The organism is Lutibacter sp., assembly GCF_016342705.1.
Taxonomy (GTDB): Bacteria; Bacteroidota; Bacteroidia; order Flavobacteriales; family Flavobacteriaceae; genus Lutibacter.
Map to the genome: position 1 here is coordinate 240,868 of NZ_JAEINV010000001.1, position 19,004 is coordinate 259,871.

A 19,004-nucleotide genomic window follows, 5' to 3' on the forward strand; every position below is an offset into this window, starting at 1 on the left:
ATTATAAAATGAAAAATTTAAAATATATAATTGGAATTGCTCTTTTAACACTGGTAATTATTGCTGGATGTAAAGAGGATACCTACGAATTTGGGGATTTAATAGCTCCTTCAAATCTTGTAATTAATGCCGATATTGTTGGTATGTCAGATTCAAATCCAAATGGAGATGGCTCTGGTGAAGTAGTTATTACTGTAAATGCGGATGATGCCATTACGTACCATATTGGTTTTAATAAAATTGATGATTTTGCACCAGTAAACTATAAAGTTTTAGCTTCTGGAACAATAAATCAAAAATTCACAGATCCAGGTGTAAATACCTATAGAATTTCAATGATTGCTTTTGGTCCTGGGGGAGTTGCATCTAATTTAACAAAGGACATAACTGTAAGAAGTGATTATGTTCCAGATCCTGAAGTTGTTACTGCAATAACTAATGATAATTCAAAAACTTGGGTTGTTAATAAAGATGTACCAGCACATTTTGGTGTAGGTCCTTGGGGAGAAAAATCTCCAATTTGGTGGACTGCAGGAGTTGATGAAAAACTTACAGCAGCGCCTTGTTTTTATAGTACAACATTTACATTTATTAAAAATGCAAATGGTACATTTAAATTAACAGTAGATGCATCTGCAGATGGAGCGTTTACAAAAACAGGAGCTTTAGCTAATATCCCAGGAATACCAGCTTCTGGTGATGAAGGATGTTACAGTGAATACTCTGGAGGATCATCAAGTTTTAATTTTGTTCCTTCAAGTTCAGGAATTGCTGTTGATGCAACATATCCTTCAACTCAGATAGCAATTAAACTTGCAACTAATGAAGCTTATATTGGCTATGGAGCTGTTCAAAGTGAATATGAAATTTTAGAAGCTACATCAGATTATTTGTACCTTAGAGTTCAAGGAACAGAAACTGGAAATGGATGGTGGATAAAACTTAAGCCGGTTCAATAATTTTTTTAAAACAATGAAACATCCAGAATTTTATTAATTCTGGATGTTTTTAATATTTTTTATAATTAAACAAAATCATTTTGAAACATACTAAAATACATTCATTTCCAATTTTTGGAATATTAATAATTGCTTTTACATTATTTATAAGTTGCGGTGGATCTAGTTCTGGTGAGGAATTAAATTTAGCGCCAACAAATTTAATAATTGATGCAACTATTGTTGGGACTGACACGTCAAATCCTAATGGTGATGGTAGTGGAAAGGTGATATTTAATTTTTCGGCAGAGAATGCCACTACTTTTAAAATTAATTTAGGAAATGATGAAATAATTGAAACGTCATCAAATACTTTAACCTACACATATACAGGATCTGGTTTAAAAACATTTCAAGTGTATATATCAGCTTATAATTTAGATAAGCAAATTTCTAAGAGTATTTCAATTACTGTAAAAATTAACTCAGGCCTTTTATGGTCTGATGAATTTAATGGTAGTGGAGCACCAGACGGCTCTAAATGGGGCTACGATATTGGAAATAGCGGCTGGGGAAATAATGAACTTCAATATTATACCAAGAGAACTAGCAATGTAGTTGTAGAAGGTGGATTTTTGAAAATTACTGCAAAAAAAGAAAGTTACGAGGGTGCTGAATATACATCAACTCGTTTGTTAACAAAAGGAAAATTTGATTTTAAATATGGTAAAGTTGAAGTGAGAGCAAAACTACCTAGCGGTAAAGGAACTTGGCCAGCAATTTGGATGTTAGGATCAAATATTTCAACGGTAAATTGGCCTGCTTGTGGTGAAATTGATATTATGGAATATGTTGGATATCAACCAGATGTAGTACATAGTGCAATTCATACAACATCAAGTTCCGGAAATACGGTAAATCATAAAAGTTTTGATTTAACTACTGCAGAAGAAGAATTTCATGTATATGGTATAGAATGGACTTCAACTGAAATAAGTTTTTTTGTTGATGAAACACTACATTACACTTACAAACCTACAACTTATAATGAAGCAACTTGGCCATTTACAAAAAATCAATTTTTAATTTTAAATCTTGCAATAGGTGGCAATTGGGGAGGGGCTCAAGGAGTTGATGACTCAATTTTCCCTCAACAATTTGTAATTGATTATGTAAGAGTTTATCAATAGGAGAAATTAAAATAGTCATTTTAATGACAAAATAGTATTAAAACTTATAAAACAGGAGGGTTATTTTTGATAAGAACTAATTAAGGTTTAACAAATTAACCCTTTTTAAATACAATTTAATGCAATTGATATTAATGAATATTAAAAATATAAAAAAAATGAAGCCAATAATAATTTTAGTTTTTGCTATTTCTTTATTGAGTTGCAATAATTCAAAAAACGATGGAAAAGACGATACAATTATTACTCCACCACAAATTGAAAATGAGGTTGATTTTTGGCTAACAAAATCAGATGGATCTGTAAAAATAGAAAAGCAGGATGGTATTTTAGCTTTTGGTAGCAATTATAATTCATATACCTCAATTCAAGTAAATGATTCTCAAACATTCCAAACCATAGATGGATTCGGATTTTCATTGACTGGAGGAAGTGCTGAGGTTATAAGCCAATTAAATCCTGAAAAAAAACAAGAGTTATTACAAAAATTATTTGGTACTAATGAAAGCGGTATTGCTATAAGTTACCTTAGAATAAGTATTGGAGCTTCAGATTTAGATGCTTCTACTTTTTCATACAATGATATGCCTAATGGAGAAACAGATGTTAATTTAAATCAGTTTAGTTTAGCTCCAGACATGACCATTTTAATTCCGTTATTAAAAGAAATAATTGCAATTAATCCAACAATAAAAATAATGGGGACGCCTTGGTCGCCACCAGTTTGGATGAAAGATAATAATAACACAGTTGGCGGAAGTTTGCAACCAAAATATTACAATGTATATGCGCAATATTTAGTGAAATACATTGAGCAAATGAAAACTCAAGGAATTATAATAGATGCAATTACCCCACAAAACGAGCCGTTACATCCGGGAAATAACCCAAGTATGTACATGTCTGCTGCTCAGCAAGCAAGTTTTATTAAAAACAGTTTAGGGCCAGCCTTTAAAGCTGCAAATATTACCTCTAAAATTATTATTTACGATCATAATTGCGACAATCCAAATTATCCAATTAGCATTTTAAATGATGCAGAAGCTAAAACATTTATTTCAGGATCTGCATTTCACTTATATGCTGGAGATATTAGCGCATTGTCTACAGTAAAAAATGCACACCCAGATAAGGATGTATATTTTACTGAACAGTATACAGCTACAGATGGAAATTTTGGAGGTGATTTAAAATGGCATTTAAAAAATGTAGTTATTGGTTCTATGAGAAATTGGAGTAAAACTGCATTGGAATGGAATTTAGCAAACAATGCCACATTTGGACCTCATACAGATGGTGGTTGTACAACTTGTAAAGGTGCAATTACTGTCACTAGCAGTTCATCATACACTCAAAATGTTGGGTTTTATATCATTGGACATGCTTCAAAATTTGTACCAACAGGCTCTATAAGAATTTCAAGTAATATAGCTGGAAACTTGCAGAATGTAGCTTTTTTAACTCCAAATGGTAAAAAAGTGCTGATAGTTGAAAATGATGGTGAAACATCCGAAATATTTAACATTAAATACAATGATAGTTGGGTTGTAGCTTCACTAGAAGCCGGCTCAATTGGAACTTATATCTGGTAAAATTAATATTTTATAAAATGAAAAAAACAGGAATACTATTAATATTGGTAATTACTTTTTTTAGCTGTACTAAGAAAAGTAATAACAATGTTGAATCTCAAGCTGAAATGCAACAAAACGAAAAAGTTGAATTAAGTGAAAAAACAATAAAAGTTTATTCAACAGTTCATAATTCTGATATAAAATTAAAGCTAACCGAATTACTAAAATTTGGTGAATATCAACAACCGTTAGAAACAGAAGCTTCAATTTTTGTAAATACATCCAAAACACATCAAACATTTTTGGGGATTGGTGCAGCTTTAACCGATGCGGCAGCTGAAACTTTTTATAAGTTAACTGAAGATCAACAAAAACTGTTTATGGAGGCATATTACAGTGTTGATAAAGGAATTGGATATTCTTTGGGAAGAACTATAATTCACAGTTGCGATTTTTCAACGGCAAGTTATACATATATTGAAGAAGGTGATGCAGATTTAAAAACGTTTAATATTGAGCATGATAGACAATATAGACTCCCTTTCACAAAATTAGCAATTGCGGCTGCAGGTGGAAAACTTACAATGTATGCAAGTCCGTGGAGCCCGCCAGCTTTTATGAAAACCAATAATAATATGTTGCAAGGTGGTAAATTAAAACCTGAATTTTATGAGCCTTGGGCAAACTATTATGCCAAATTTATAAAAGCTTACGAAAAAGAAGGAATTCCAATTTGGGGATTAACTATTCAAAATGAGCCAATGGCAAAACAAACTTGGGAATCTTGTATCTATACAGCTGACGAAGAAAGAGATTTTTTAAAAAATTATTTAGGGCCAACACTTGAAAAAGAAGGGTTAGGTGATAAAAATATTATTGTGTGGGATCATAACAGAGATTTGTTATTTGAGCGCGCCAATGTTATTTTAAGTGACCCTGATGCAAATAAATATGTTTGGGGAACAGGTTTTCATTGGTATGAAGACTGGAAAGATGGAACTCCAATGTACAAAAATGTAGCTGCTGTTAACGATGCATATCCTGATAAAAATCTAATTTTTACAGAAGGATGTAATGAAAAATATGATGTTACTAGAATTAATTCTGAAGATCCAAAATTAGCAGAACGTTATGGTAAAGCTATGATTAACGATTTTAATAATGGTACGGTAGCTTGGACAGACTGGAATATTTTATTAGATGAAACTGGAGGTCCAAATCATGTTGGTAATTTATGTTTTGCACCAGTTCACGGAAATACACAAACAGGACAATTGACTTTTACTAATTCATATTACTACATAGGTCATTTCTCAAAATTTATTAGACCAGGAGCAAAAAGAATTTCAACAGGAACAACAGCCAATCATTTAAGCGCAACCTCCTTTTTAAATACAGATGGAAGTATTGTTGTAGTAGCTTTAAATGATAGCGATAACGAAATTGAGTACATGTTAACAGTTGATAATAAAACGGCGAAGTTAAAAATGCAAGCACGTTCTATTCAATCAATCATTTTAAATTAAAGTTCTTAAATAATTATAAATTATGTCAAAAAAGGTTGTTTTCATTGCGTTTGTGGTTTCCTTAGGAGGATTCTTATTTGGATTTGATGCCGGAATTATTTCTGGAGTAATGTCCTACGCAGGTCCAGAATTTAATTTAACCGATGGCCAAACTGGCTGGGTTGTTAGCTCACCTTCCTTTGCTGCAATGATTGCAATGTTAATTTCTGGGAGATTAAGTGACGTAATTGGACGAAAAAAAATATTAATAGTTGTTGCTTTATTATATGCAATATCAGCGTTGGCATCGGCATATGCAACCTCCTATGAAATGCTGTATATAGCCAGAATGATTGGTGGTTTGGCATTTGGAGCAGCTTTAATTTTAGCACCAACTTATATTGCTGAAATTTCTTCAGCAGAAAACAGAGGGAAACTGGTTTCAATTCAACAATTAAACATTGTATTAGGTTTTTTTGCGGCCTTTTTAAGTAACTATTATTTCAATAAATTAAACACCTCTGGAGAATCTTTTTTAACGGATGAAAATGTGTGGAGATGGATGTTAGGAGTAGAATTTATTCCTGCAATATTGTACTTTTTATTTATGTTTTTCGTGCCAAAAAGTCCAAGATGGTTATGCTCAAGGGGTAAAATGAATGAAGCTAAAGTAGTTTTAAATCAACTATATGGAGAACAATTGGCAAAGGTTGAAATTGAATCTATTGAAAAAAATATTAATGAAAGTCAGAAACAAGAAAAAGTATCTATACTAGAGTTGTTAAAACCTTCATTACGCTTTATTTTAATTGTAGGTTTAGTACTAGGTGTTTTACAACAGATTACAGGAATAAATGCAGTATATTTTTATGCAACTTCTATTTTTAAACAAACAGGAATAGGAACAGATGCTTCTTTTGCATCTGGAATATTGTTGAGTTTAACAACCGTAGTTTTCACAATAATAGCTATTTTCTTAATAGATAAAATGGGGAGAAGACCTTTGTTATTGTTAGGAATTGCTGGAATTTCCATAAGTTTATTGGTTTGCGCCTACGGATTTAACCAAGCAACGTACCAATTGACTTCTGATGAAATTGCTCAGTTTGAAACTGTTGAAACTGTTGAAACTGCCAAGTTAGAACCATTTGCAAATAAAACATATGATAATGATATCGATTTTAAAAACGATATGAAAGCTGCTTTAGGAAATCAAGTATACGCAAAGAACGAAGGAACTATTTTAGAGGCTGCAACCAATATTAATGCAACACTTGTTTTAATAGGAATCCTCGGATTTATTGCTTGTTTCGCTTTTTCATTAGGTCCAGTAATGTGGGTTATGTTGTCAGAATTATTTCCAAATAAATACAGAGGTTTAGCAATTGGTGTTATCGGTTTTGTAAATTCATTTATCAGTTGGTTGGTTCAACAAGTGTTCCCTTGGGAATTATCAAATTTTGGTAATGCAATGAGTTTTTTAATATTTGGAGTTATTGCCTTAGGAGGTTTCTTTATTTTATTTAAAATATTGCCTGAAACAAAAGGAAAATCCTTGGAGCAAATTGAAATGGATTTAGTAAAAAATTAAAATAACCACACTTTTTATAAATTAATAATGAAAAATTTAATTCTGATTTTATTTGTATTCTTAGTAATAGGATGTACTTCAAACAAACCAAAAGAACAAGCTATGAATACTTTAGAAAAACCAGCGAAAGTTGAATTAAAACTCAATAAAGGCAAGTATCAATTGTACGTAAATCAACAACCGTTTTTTATTAAAGGAGCTGGATTAGAATTTGGTGAAATTTCATCATTAGCAAAACACAAAGGGAATTCATTCAGAACGTGGAGAACTGAAAATGGGAAGCAATCTGGTAAAGAAGTATTAGACCAAGCACATAAATATGGGCTAATGGTAACTATGGGAATTGAAGTTGCTAGAGAACGTCATGGATTTGATTATAATGATGAGGTAGCTGTTAAAGAACAATTAGAACGTATTAAAAAAGAGGTAATTGCGTTAAAAGATCATCCTGCATTACTAATTTGGGCTATTGGAAATGAATTGAATTTAAGAGCTACCAATCCAAAAGTATGGGATGCAGTAAATGATATTTCAAAAATGATTCATGAAATAGATCCAAATCATTTAACAACTACAACCCTAGCTGGTATTTCTCAACAAGAAATAGACAATATTAAAGAACGATGCACAGATATTGATGTGCTTTCTGTTCAGATGTATGGCAAAATTATTGAATTGCCTAAAATGATTAAAGATTATGGTTGGGAAGGTCCATATATAGTTACCGAATGGGGCGCAACTGGGCATTGGGAGGTACCAAAAACTTCTTGGAATGTTCCAATTGAAGAAAATAGCACTGTAAAAGCTTCAAATTATTTAAAAAGATATCAAGTTGCTATTGAAGCAGACTCTCTAAAATGCATTGGCTCATATGTGTTTTTATGGGGACAAAAGCAAGAACGTACACCAACTTGGTATGGTGTTTTTTTAGAAGATGGAAGCGAAACGGAATCGGTTGATGTGATGCACTATATTTGGAGTGGAACATGGCCACACAATAGAGCTCCAAAAGTTGAATCATTTACTTTAAATAGTAAAACAGCCTATGAAAATGTGATTTTAAAAGAAAATCAAGAAGTTGTAGCCCTATTTACAGTAAAAGATATTGAAAATGATAGTATTAATTATAAATGGGAATTATTACCAGAAAGCACAGATTTAGGTGACGGAGGTGATTTTGAAAAAAGACCAAAAGCTATTGATATGAAAGTAATTAATTCAACAAATGGTGAATTAAAATTTAAAGCGCCAGAAGTTAAAGGAGCTTATAGATTATTTGGATATGCAGATGACGGACATTCAAAAGCTGCAACAGCAAATATTCCTTTTAAAGTAAATTAAGCAGATAAATATAAAAAATAGAGAATGGATAAACCTCTTTATAAAATTTCACAGGAGGGACTAGAATAAAATTGAATAAAAAATGAATAAGCAACAAACAATGTATATAGGAAATAAGGAAGCTTCATTTGGAGCAAATGAGGTAAAAGGTAAATTAGTAATGGTAGGGGATGAAAGTTATTACAAAATTTCGAATGTTGAAGGAATGAGACCTTTTTTTATGAGTATTGTTAGTAACTCAAACCATTGGATGTTTTTGTCTAGCAATGGAGGATTATCTGCTGGTAGAAAAAACAGTGAAAATGCACTATTTCCTTACTATACAGATGATAAAATAACCGAATCGGCTGAAATTACTGGAAGTAAAACAATTATTCAGGTTCATCTAGAGGGTAAAACATATTTATGGGAACCATTTTCAAAAAGGTACGAAGGTGTTTATAAAATTAGTAGAAATTTATACAAGAATAACTATGGTAACAAAGTAATTTTTGAAGAAATAAATCACGATTTAGGTGTTACTTATAAGTACCATTGGAATTCAAGTGACAAATTTGGTTTTGTAAAAAAATCAACATTGGTTAATATCACAAACAAATCGATTCAACTTAAAGTATTAGACGGAATTCAAAACATATTGCCTTATGGTGTTTCTGCTGACTTACAAAATGCGAGTAGTAATTTAGTTGATGCGTATAAAAAATGCGAGTTAGAAACTGATACTGGATTAGGAATTTTTGCTTTAAGCGCTATTATTGTCGATAAAGCGGAACCAAGTGAAGCATTAAAAGCAAACATAGTTTGGTCTTTTGGAATTGAAAATCCAACCTATTTGTTGTCATCATTACAATTAGATAATTTCAGAAAAGGGAAAGAAATTAAACAAGAGGTTGATATTAAGGCTGAAAAAGGAGCTTATTTTATTTGTGCAGACTTAACTATAGCGGCTGAATCTGAAAAAAGCTGGAAAATTATTGCCGATGTAAATCAGTCCATAGTGTCCATAGCTCAAATTAAAGAAATCATTAAAAACGAACCTAATTTAGATGTTTTGGTTCAAGACGATATCCAATTAGGTTCAAAACAATTATTGGAACTTAACGGCGCTTCTGATGCAATGCAATTAACTGCAGATAAGCAACGAAATACACGTCATTTTGCAAACACTCTTTTTAATATTATGCGTGGTGGTATTTTTGATGACAATTATCAAATTGAAAAAGGTGATTTTATAAAATACATTGCTAATGCAAATAAAAAAGTTAGCAAGAAAAAAGAAGATTTATTAGCACAACTTCCAGAAGTATTTACACTAAGTTATTTAAAAGAATTGGCAGAAAAAGATGTCGATAAAAATTTAAAACGACTTTGTTTTGAATATATGCCTTTGAAATTTAGTCGCCGTCATGGAGACCCAAGCAGACCTTGGAATAAATTCTCTATAAATACAAGAAGTGAAGTTGATGGCTCAAAAATATTAGATTATGAAGGAAACTGGAGAGATATTTTTCAAAACTGGGAAGCTTTAGCACATTCATATCCTGAGTTTATTGAAAGTATGATTCATAAGTTTTTAAACGCCACAACATTTGACGGTTACAATCCTTATCGTGTTACAAAAGATGGTTTTGATTGGGAAACAATTGAGCCAGACAATCCTTGGTCTTATATTGGTTATTGGGGAGATCATCAAATTATTTATTTGTTGAAATTTTTAGAATTTATTGAAAAGCATTATCCAGCAAAATTAGCAAGCTACTTCAATCAGGAATTGTTTGTATATGCAAATGTGCCATACAAAATAAAAAGTTACGATGCTATTTTATCAAATCCGAAAGACACTATTGTTTTTGATGCTGAATTGGATGAAGAAATTAACCGAAAAAAGAAAGAATTAGGTGCTGACGGAGCTTTATTGAGAGATGAAAATTACTTTATTTATAAAGTAAATTTAGTTGAAAAATTATTAGCAACAGTATTAGCAAAAGTATCAAACTTTATTCCTGAAGCTGGAATTTGGATGAGTACCCAAAGACCTGAATGGAATGATGCCAACAATGCTTTGGTTGGAAATGGAGTCTCAATGGTAACCTTGTATTATTTAAGACGTTTCTTAAAATTCTTTGAAGGAATTGTTTCAAATACTACTTTTGAAACAGTGGAGATATCAGAAGAACTAGTATTGTTCTTTAGTGAAACTGTAACAACTTTTAGTAAAAATAAAAATTTATTAGCTGGAAAAATTTCAGATAAGGATAGGAAAGTAGTACTTGATGGTTTAGGAAATGCAGGAAGCAATTTTAGAAATAGTGTTTATGAAAACGGATTTTCTAGTAATAAAGGAACTATTTCAAAAGAAGACTTGTTAAACTTCACTAAAATTACGCTTCAATTTATTGATCATTCTATAGAAGCCAATAAAAGAGCGGATAAATTGTATCACGCATACAATTTAATGACTGTTAAGAACAAACAGGAAATAGTTATCTCCTATTTACCAGAAATGTTAGAAGGACAAGTAGCTGTTTTAAGTTCAGGATTTATTTCTGGAGAAACTTCTTTAGAACTGTTAAATGCATTAAAATCTAGTGCATTATTCAGACCAGATCAGTACAGCTATATATTGTATCCAAACAAGGAACTTCCAAGATTTAATGATAAAAATAACATTGCTTCTGATAAAGTTGAAAAATCCGCATTACTTCAACAACTTTTAAAAGATGGAAACACACAAATTATTGTAAAAGATATTGTAGGAAACTATCATTTTAATGGAAATTTCAATAATGAGAATAGCCTTAAAACTGCACTTTCTCAATTGCCAGAAGAAAAATATCAGGTATTAATTGAAAAGGATACACCACTGGTATTGGCCATTTTTGAAGAAATTTTTGATCATAAATCTTTTACAGGAAGATCAGGAACTTTCTTTGGATACGAAGGGTTAGGTTCCATTTATTGGCATATGGTTTCCAAATTGTTATTAAGTGTTCAGGAAACCTGCTTAATAGCTGTTTCAAACAAAGAAAGCGAAGTTACTATTGGAAAATTGTTAGAGCATTATTATGAAATTAATGAAGGAATTGGTGTGCATAAATCACCTAAATTGTATGGTGCATTTCCAACCGACCCATATTCACATACGCCAGGAGGGAAAGGAGCGCAACAGCCAGGAATGACAGGACAAGTAAAAGAGGATATTTTAAGTCGTTTTGGTGAATTAGGAGTTTTTGTTGAAGATGGAAAATTGTTATTCAATCCAAGATTGCTTAGAAGGGACGAATTTTTAAAAGAACCAAAAGTTTTTAAATATACTAATATTAATAAAGAAGTTAAAGAAATTGAATTACAAAAAGATTCACTTTGTTTTACTTATTGTCAAATTCCAATTATTTATAAATTGGCTGAAAACCACGGTTTAAAAGTAGTGTTTAATGAGGATGCTATTGTTGAATTTGAAAGCTTATGTCTTGATTCACAAACAAGTAAAAAAGTATTTAAAAGAACCGGTGAAATTAATAGAATTGAAGTGTTTTTGAAAAAATAAAAAATAAAACTTAAAATTTATAAATTATACATAAGTGAGATGGTAAAAATGATAAAATATTTTTTAGGTCTATCAATCCTAATTTTTTTTGTAGGATGCGGACAAACGGTTAAAAAAATGGAAAACGCGGAAAAAGTGGAAAAAACAGCAGCGAATATTTTAGGAAACCCTGAGTATTTAGCAATTTCTTACGGAGGTTATCGCGGAAAAACGCGTGATACAGTTCCTACAATTCAACAAATTAAAGAAGATTTGAAAATTTTAGCAGTGATGAATGTTAAAATAGTTAGGACATATAATGTTCATTTAGAAGAGGCTTCAAACTTGTTAAAGGCAATTTCAGAACTAAAAAAAGAGGATGAAACTTTTGAAATGTATGTGATGTTAGGTGCTTGGATCGATTGTAAAAATGCTTGGACAGAGTTAGAGCCAGATCACAATTTAGAAAGTGAAAGAAATGCTGTTGAAATTGAAACTGCCGCAGCATTAGCTAAAAAGTATGCAGATATTGTAAAAATTATAGCAGTTGGAAATGAAGCTATGGTGCGTTGGGCAGCAAGTTATTATGTGCAGCCATCTGTAATTTTAAAATGGGTAAATCACTTGCAAGAATTAAAAAAGAAAGGAGAACTTTCTGCTGATTTATGGATCACCAGCTCTGATGATTTTGCATCATGGGGAGGAGGAGATCCTAGCTATCGAACAAAAGATTTAGAAGAACTAATTAAAGCGGTAGACTATGTTTCAATGCATACCTACCCAATGCATAATACGTATTACAATCCACAATTTTGGGAAGTTCCAGATACTGAAAAAGATTTTACTGAAACTGAAAAAGTGGATGCCGCTATGTTACGCGCATTGGATTTTGCTAAAAAACAATACCAGGATGTTTCAAGCTATGTAAAAAGTATAGATTCAACTAAAACAATTCATATAGGTGAATCTGGTTGGACAACAATCTCAGATGGGCATTATGGTAAAAAAAGTTCTAGGGCTGCGGATGAATACAAAGCTGGGTCTTATTATAAAATGATGCGTGAATGGACGAACAAAGAAAAAATTTCATTATTCTATTTTGAAGCTTTTGATGAACAATGGAAAGATGCTAAAAATCCAATTGGTTCAGAAAATCATTTTGGTTTAATCAATTTAAAAGGACAAGCAAAGTATGCAATTTGGGATTTGGTGGATGTGGGTCTTTTTAATGGTTTAACACGCGATGGAATGTCAATTGAAAAAACCTATAATGGAGATAAGGACGCTCTATTAAAAGAGGTGTTGGCTCCTCCATTAGCTAATGAAATTAAAAAATAATAGGAGGTGAAAATCATCGAACATAAATTAAAAAATATATAAACCAAACTTAATAACGTTACTAAAACCAAATAATTATGACACATCACAAAACAGCGCCTAGGGATATTGTTCCTTTTGGTCAGAAATTAGCATTTGGATCAGGCCATTTGGCTAATCAGTTATTTCCTGCAGCTCTAGGTGTTTTTATGGTTGTATTAGTGATGTCTTTAGGAATGAATCCAATTTTGGCGGGTTTATTAGGCGCATTACCTAGATTTATGGACGCGCTTACAGATCCTATAATGGGTTTTATATCAGACAATACAAAATCTAAATGGGGACGCAGAAAACCTTATATTTTGTTGGGAAGTGTAATTTCTGGAATTGCATTTATGATCATGTGGCAGTTAAATCCAGAAGACTCTGAAATGTACAATTTTTGGTATTTTTTAGTAGTATCCATATTCTTTTATATTGGGTATACAATATTTGCAACACCTTTAATTGGTTTAGGGTATGAAATGACACCTGATTATAATGAACGTACACGTTTAATGGCTGTGTCGCAATTTATGGGGCAAATGGCTTGGGTAATTGCACCTTGGTTTTGGGTTATTATTTACGATCAAACATTATTTGAAAGTGCTCCGAAAGGAGCTAAAATAATGGCAATTTGGGTTGGAGGATTGTGTATGGTTTTAGGAATTTTACCGGCTCTTTTTAATAAAGAAATGGAAGTTGATAAAAGTAAATTAAAAAATCTTTCAAAAGGAGAGTTGGCTGCAAATACAAAAGAATTCATTAGAGGAATTGTATTAACTGTTCAAAATAAGCAGTTTATGAAATTATGTGGAGCTACGTTCTTTATTTTCAATGGTTTTCAAACAATTGCCCAGTTTTCGTTTTTTATCATTGTTTATTATTTATTTCAAGGAGATACAGTTTTAGCAGGTTCTTGGCCAGCTTGGTTTGGAACTGCAAGTGCATTGGCTACTATGTTTTTAGTAATTCCCGTTGTTACCAAAATTTCGGAAAAAATAGGGAAACGCAAAGCTTTTGTTGTGGCAACCTTACTTTCAATTGTTGGTTATGTTTTAAAATGGTGGGGATTTGACCCTAGTAATCCGTGGTTAATGTTTATGCCTATTCCTTTTCTTTCTTTTGGAATTGGAGGTTTGTTTACCTTAATGATGTCAATGACAGCTGATGTTTGCGATTTAGATGAATTGAACAATGGAGAACGTCGTGAGGGAATGTTTGGCGCCGTTTACTGGTGGATGGTAAAATTAGGAACAGCCTTAGCAATGCTAACGAGTGGAATTGTTTTAAAAATGGTTGGTTTTGATGAAAGTATTTCTGTTCAAGCTCATGATACGCTTATTAATTTACGTTTGGCAGATATTATAATTCCAATAATTGCAGCTCTTATTGCCATTCTGTTAATCTGGCGATACAATATAACAGAGGACAGAGCGAATGAAATTAAAGAAGCATTAGTTAAGCGCCGCGCTGAAATTAAGCTAGAAGAGAATAGAAATAAACAAAAGTATTAACCTTAATAAGGTTTTGGCTAAATTCAATTAATAACATCAAAATTTAAAATACAGGGCATTTATTTTTGATGATGTACCAAAACATATAATCATGAAAAAAGTTTTATTAATAGCATTCCTAGTTTTAATTACTATGAATTTAAAAGCTCAAACTCCAGAAGAAAATAAGCTTCAAAATAAAATTACTCAACTTATTTCTCAATTAACTATTGAAGAGAAAGTGGCACTTTGTTCCGGTAGAGATGATTGGAGTACAATGCCTATTGAACGATTAGATATTCCTTGGATTTGGCTATCTGATGGACCTCACGGTTTGCGTCGTGCCCCAGAAACAAACAAGGCAGGTTATGGAGATCAATTGCCAGCAACTTGTTTTCCAACTGCATCTGCACTTGCCGCTAGTTGGGACTTAGATTTAATTTATAAAGTGGGACAAACATTAGGTGAAGAAAGTCAAGCTTTAGGTGTAAATGTTTTATTAGGTCCTGGAGTAAATATAAAAAGATCTGTTTTAGGTGGAAGAAATTTTGAATACTTTTCCGAAGATCCAATTTTATCAGGAGAAATGGGAGCAGCTTTTATTAATGGTGTTCAAAGTAAAGGTGTTGGAACTTCTCTAAAGCATTTTGCAGCAAATAATGTTGAAACTATGCGTATGTATAATAGTTCCAATATGGACAATAGAACTTTAAATGAACTTTATTTAACACCGTTTGAAATTGCTGTAAAAAAAGCACAACCTTGGACAGTTATGGCATGTTATAACAGAGTGCAAGGAGTATACGGAACTCAAAATCCATATTTATTAATTGAAAAGCTAAAAAATGAATGGGGTTTTAAAGGAATTGTAGTTTCAGATTGGTTTGCAGTTATAAATAGGGTTGAGGCAATGAAAGCTGGAATGCATATAGAAATGCCAAAAGTAAGTGGTGTTAATAATGCTATTGCGGTTGAAGCTGTTAACAATGGTAGTTTAAACATTGAAGTTGTTGATAATCTTGTCAGAGAAATTTTAACCGTGGTTTTTAAAGCAAAATCATTGGAAGATAGAACTACAAAATTGAATATTGAAAAAGACCATGCATTTGCAAGAAAAGTAGCTTCTGAAGTTGCTACTTTATTAAAAAATGACGGTCAGGTTTTACCAATTAATAATCAAAAATATAAGAAAGTCGCTATTATTGGAGAATTTGCTATGAACCCACGTTACCAAGGTAATGGTAGTTCACAAGTGAAGCCAACTAAACTTGATAACGTATTAGATATTATTAAGCAAGAATATGGAAAGGATATTGAAATTAGCTATGCTCAAGGTTACAACTTAGCTGATGATAATGATATGTCTTTAATTGAACAAGCGAAGGAAGTAGCATCAAAAGCAGATGTAGTTTTAATATTTGCAGGGTTACCTTTACAATATGAATCCGAAGGAATTGATAGAACTCATATCAATATGCCTCCATCTCACAATACATTAATCAACGAAATTTCAGCAGTTCAGAAAAATACAGTTGTAGTTCTTACAAATGGAAGTGCAGTTACCATGCCTTGGATTAACAATGTTTCGTCTGTTTTAGAAACTTGGTTAGGCGGTCAAGCTGGAGCAGGAGGAATTGCAGATGTGTTATTTGGTAAAGTAAATCCTTCAGGAAAATTGGCGGAAACTTTCCCAATGCAATTAGAAGATACGCCAGCATTTTTTAACTTTCCAGGCGAACAAGGAGATGTGTTATATGGAGAACGATTTTTTGTGGGATATCGTTATTATGATGAAAAGAAAATTGAACCTTTATTTCCATTTGGATTTGGATTGTCTTACACCAATTTTGAATACAGTAATCTAAAATTGTCATCAAAAAACACCACAGATAAAGAAGGACTGACAGCTAGTTTAACTATAAAAAATACTGGAAAAGTAAAAGGAAAAGAAATAGTACAATTGTATGTTTCTGACAAAGAAAGCACATTGCAAAGGCCAGAAAAAGAGTTAAAGAAATTTGTAAAGGTAGAATTAAATCCTGGAGAAGAAAAAACCGTTACTTTTAAATTGGAGAGCAGAGATTTTTCTTATTTTGATGGTAAAAGAAATATGTGGATTGCAGAAAGCGGTGAGTACGTTATTTCTGCAGCAGCTTCTTCAAGAGATATTAGAGTATCTGAAACTATCAATTTACAATCAACCCAAGTTGTTCCATTAGCTTTTGATGAATATACATTTTTTCTTGAATATTGGAATAATAAACAAACGCGAGAAATTGTATTAGAATACATGCCAAATTGGATAAGAGGAATTGTAACAGAAGGTGATGAGGCTGAAATAAGGGAATATCAAGGTTTTATGGTAGAACATCCATTAATTAAATATCCTTATATAACAAGTGGCGAAATTACTCATGAACAAGTAATGGAAATAGTTGAAAAGTGTAAAAACTTAACATATACACCATAATTTTTATTTGGCACAAAGTTTAGCTGTAATCACATTAAAAAAAAATCAATTCTAAAAATGATTAATAAATTTAAAATAACAATTATTATCAGTTTTATTGTGATGTTTAATTGTACACTTGTTTCTTGTCAAGATAAAAACATTGTTGATTTAGTGAAAGTTTCAGGCCAAAAAATACTATTAAACAATAAAAATTATCAAATAAAGGGAGTTTGCTATAATCCAGTTTCAAAAGGAAGTAATGACCGAAGCTTTGAGAATTTAACGCAAGATTTAGCTTTAATGGTTGAAGCAGGTATAAATACTATACGCGTGTATTCACCAATTGATGATATAGCTGTTTTAAATGAAATAGACAAAGCAGGTTTAAAGTTAATAGTTGGCTTTGGATACAATCAAAATGGCAATTATGATATTCTTTCTGGATCATTTATTAAGTATGTTAATAAGTATAAAAACCATAATTCCATTCTTTTTTGGGAATTAGGAAACGAATACAATTATCACCCAGAATGGTTTAATAATGATATTAAAAATTGGTATTCAGCAATGAATAATGCTGCAAAATTAATTCATCAGAATGATATAAATCATCCTGTAGCAACTGCACATGGAGAACTTCCTGATTCATTAGCACTTGAATTAAGTCCTAATATTGATGTATGGGGATTAAATGTATATCGATGGGACAATCCTAAAAGTATTTTTAATCAATGGAAAAATCTAAGTAACAAACCAATGTATTTGTCTGAAGCTGGAGCAGATAGTTATATGACAATTTCAAAAGATGGTTACGAACAAGGAGTCAATGAGAAAGCACAGGCTGATGCAACAAGAAATATTTTAAGCAGTGTTTTCAAAAATCAAAACACTTGTTCAGGAGTTGCATTATTTGCTTTTAATGATGAATTATGGAAGGCTGGAAATAATGACCAATATGATGCCGGTGGCTGGGCGCCAAATAGTAGCGGGGTTCCTTATGACGGTACACCAAATGAAGAATATTGGGGAATTGTAGATATTGATAGAAATAAAAAAGAAGCTTTTTTTATTGTAAAAGAAAAATATCTTCAAGATATTGAAAAATAAGGATTTTTAAATAATTATATATTTTAAATTATACAAAACATGTCAATTAGAACAGAAAAAATATTATCCTTGGCTGGTATAAACCACGATAATAAATCTAAAGAAGAGCTTCAAGAATTATTTTCAAAGGCTTTAAACAATGGAATGCACGGATTATGTTTTAGTCCTTATGAAGAAGGTCAAAAGCCTGGTGATATTATTACAGAAGAACAAGTTAGAAGAAGAATGGAAATTATTAAGCCATATACAAAATGGGTACGTTCTTTTTCTTGTACAGATGGTAATGAATTAATTCCAAAAATTGCACATGAGTATGGTATTAAAACAATGGTTGGTGCTTGGTTAGGAGATAATGATGAAACTAATAAAAAAGAAATAGCCAACCTTATTAAAATTGCTAAAGAAGGCCATGTAGATATTGCTGCAGTGGGTAATGAAGTAATGTATAGAGGTGATTTAACAGAAGAAGAATTGTTGACTTTTTTAAATGAAGTTAAAAAAGAGATTCCAAATATTCCTGTGGGATATGTTGATGCTTATTATGAGTTTGAGAAACGTCCAAAAATTACAGAAGCTTGCGATATAATTCTTGCCAATTGCTACCCGTATTGGGAAGGTTGTAGGTTAGAGTATTCCTTATTATATATGAAAGATATGTACAGAAGAGCCTTACAAGCTGGAAAAGGGAAACAGGTAATTATTTCTGAAACTGGATGGACTAATAAAGGGCAGGTTTTTTATGGAGCAGTTCCATCATTTGAAAATGCTATGAAATATTTTATAAATGCACAACAATGGTCAGAAGCAGAAGATATTAAATTATTCTATTTCTCGTCATTTGATGAATCATGGAAAACAGGAGCTGAAGGTGATGTTGGTGCTTATTGGGGAATTTGGGATAAAGATGAAAAACTTAAATATTAAAACA

12 protein-coding genes are annotated in these 19,004 nt (G+C 31.7%); all 12 read left to right on the forward strand.

The features are described 5' to 3' along the window. The first annotated feature begins 8 nt into the window (after nt 1–8). The 12 genes from JEY78_RS00845 to JEY78_RS00900 all read left to right on the forward strand — a co-directional run bounded on the left by JEY78_RS00845 (nt 9) and on the right by JEY78_RS00900 (nt 19,000). Nucleotides 9–959, forward strand: coding sequence for a hypothetical protein (locus JEY78_RS00845; RefSeq protein ID WP_291846016.1), 951 nt, complete (start codon nt 9–11; stop codon nt 957–959). 80 nt (nt 960–1,039) lie between these two features. After that, nucleotides 1,040–2,128 carry a glycoside hydrolase family 16 protein gene (locus tag JEY78_RS00850; protein WP_291846018.1) on the forward strand — a complete coding sequence of 363 codons (1,089 nt, stop codon included), beginning with the start codon at nt 1,040–1,042 and terminating at the stop codon, nt 2,126–2,128. A gap of 158 nt (nt 2,129–2,286) precedes the next feature. Next, the gene (locus JEY78_RS00855) at nt 2,287–3,720 is read left to right on the forward strand and encodes a glycoside hydrolase family 30 beta sandwich domain-containing protein (RefSeq protein WP_291846019.1); all 1,434 of its coding nucleotides are present in this window, start codon (nt 2,287–2,289) and stop codon (nt 3,718–3,720) included. Nucleotides 3,721–3,827: 107 nt separating this feature from the next. Beyond that, a complete protein-coding gene (locus JEY78_RS00860; RefSeq protein WP_291846395.1) occupies nt 3,828–5,228 on the forward strand; it encodes a glycoside hydrolase family 30 beta sandwich domain-containing protein in 1,401 nt (466 codons plus the stop codon). Between the two features lie 22 nt (nt 5,229–5,250). Then, nucleotides 5,251–6,798, forward strand: a complete 1,548-nt coding sequence (locus JEY78_RS00865) for a sugar porter family MFS transporter (protein WP_291846020.1) — start codon at nt 5,251–5,253, stop codon at nt 6,796–6,798. Between the two features lie 27 nt (nt 6,799–6,825). Next, nucleotides 6,826–8,139 (forward strand): glycoside hydrolase family 2 TIM barrel-domain containing protein, encoded by a 1,314-nt coding sequence (locus JEY78_RS00870; RefSeq protein WP_291846021.1) that lies wholly within the window; start codon nt 6,826–6,828, stop codon nt 8,137–8,139. A gap of 82 nt (nt 8,140–8,221) precedes the next feature. Then, complete coding sequence (locus JEY78_RS00875) at nt 8,222–11,686, forward strand: hypothetical protein (protein WP_291846022.1); 3,465 nt, start codon at nt 8,222–8,224, stop codon at nt 11,684–11,686. A 117-nt stretch (nt 11,687–11,803) separates the two neighbouring features. Beyond that, nucleotides 11,804–13,003, forward strand: coding sequence for a glycosyl hydrolase family 17 protein (locus tag JEY78_RS00880; protein WP_291846023.1), 1,200 nt, complete (start codon nt 11,804–11,806; stop codon nt 13,001–13,003). Between the two features lie 77 nt (nt 13,004–13,080). Then, on the forward strand, nt 13,081–14,538 hold the full coding sequence (locus JEY78_RS00885; protein ID WP_291846024.1) for an MFS transporter: 1,458 nt from the start codon (nt 13,081–13,083) through the stop codon (nt 14,536–14,538). A gap of 91 nt (nt 14,539–14,629) precedes the next feature. After that, complete coding sequence (locus tag JEY78_RS00890) at nt 14,630–16,987, forward strand: glycoside hydrolase family 3 C-terminal domain-containing protein (protein ID WP_291846026.1); 2,358 nt, start codon at nt 14,630–14,632, stop codon at nt 16,985–16,987. Nucleotides 16,988–17,044: 57 nt separating this feature from the next. After that, complete coding sequence (locus JEY78_RS00895) at nt 17,045–18,076, forward strand: glycoside hydrolase family 2 TIM barrel-domain containing protein (protein ID WP_291846027.1); 1,032 nt, start codon at nt 17,045–17,047, stop codon at nt 18,074–18,076. A 39-nt stretch (nt 18,077–18,115) separates the two neighbouring features. Next, on the forward strand, nt 18,116–19,000 hold the full coding sequence (locus tag JEY78_RS00900) for a glycosyl hydrolase family 17 protein (protein WP_291846028.1): 885 nt from the start codon (nt 18,116–18,118) through the stop codon (nt 18,998–19,000). The last annotated feature ends 4 nt before the right edge of the window (nt 19,001–19,004 follow it).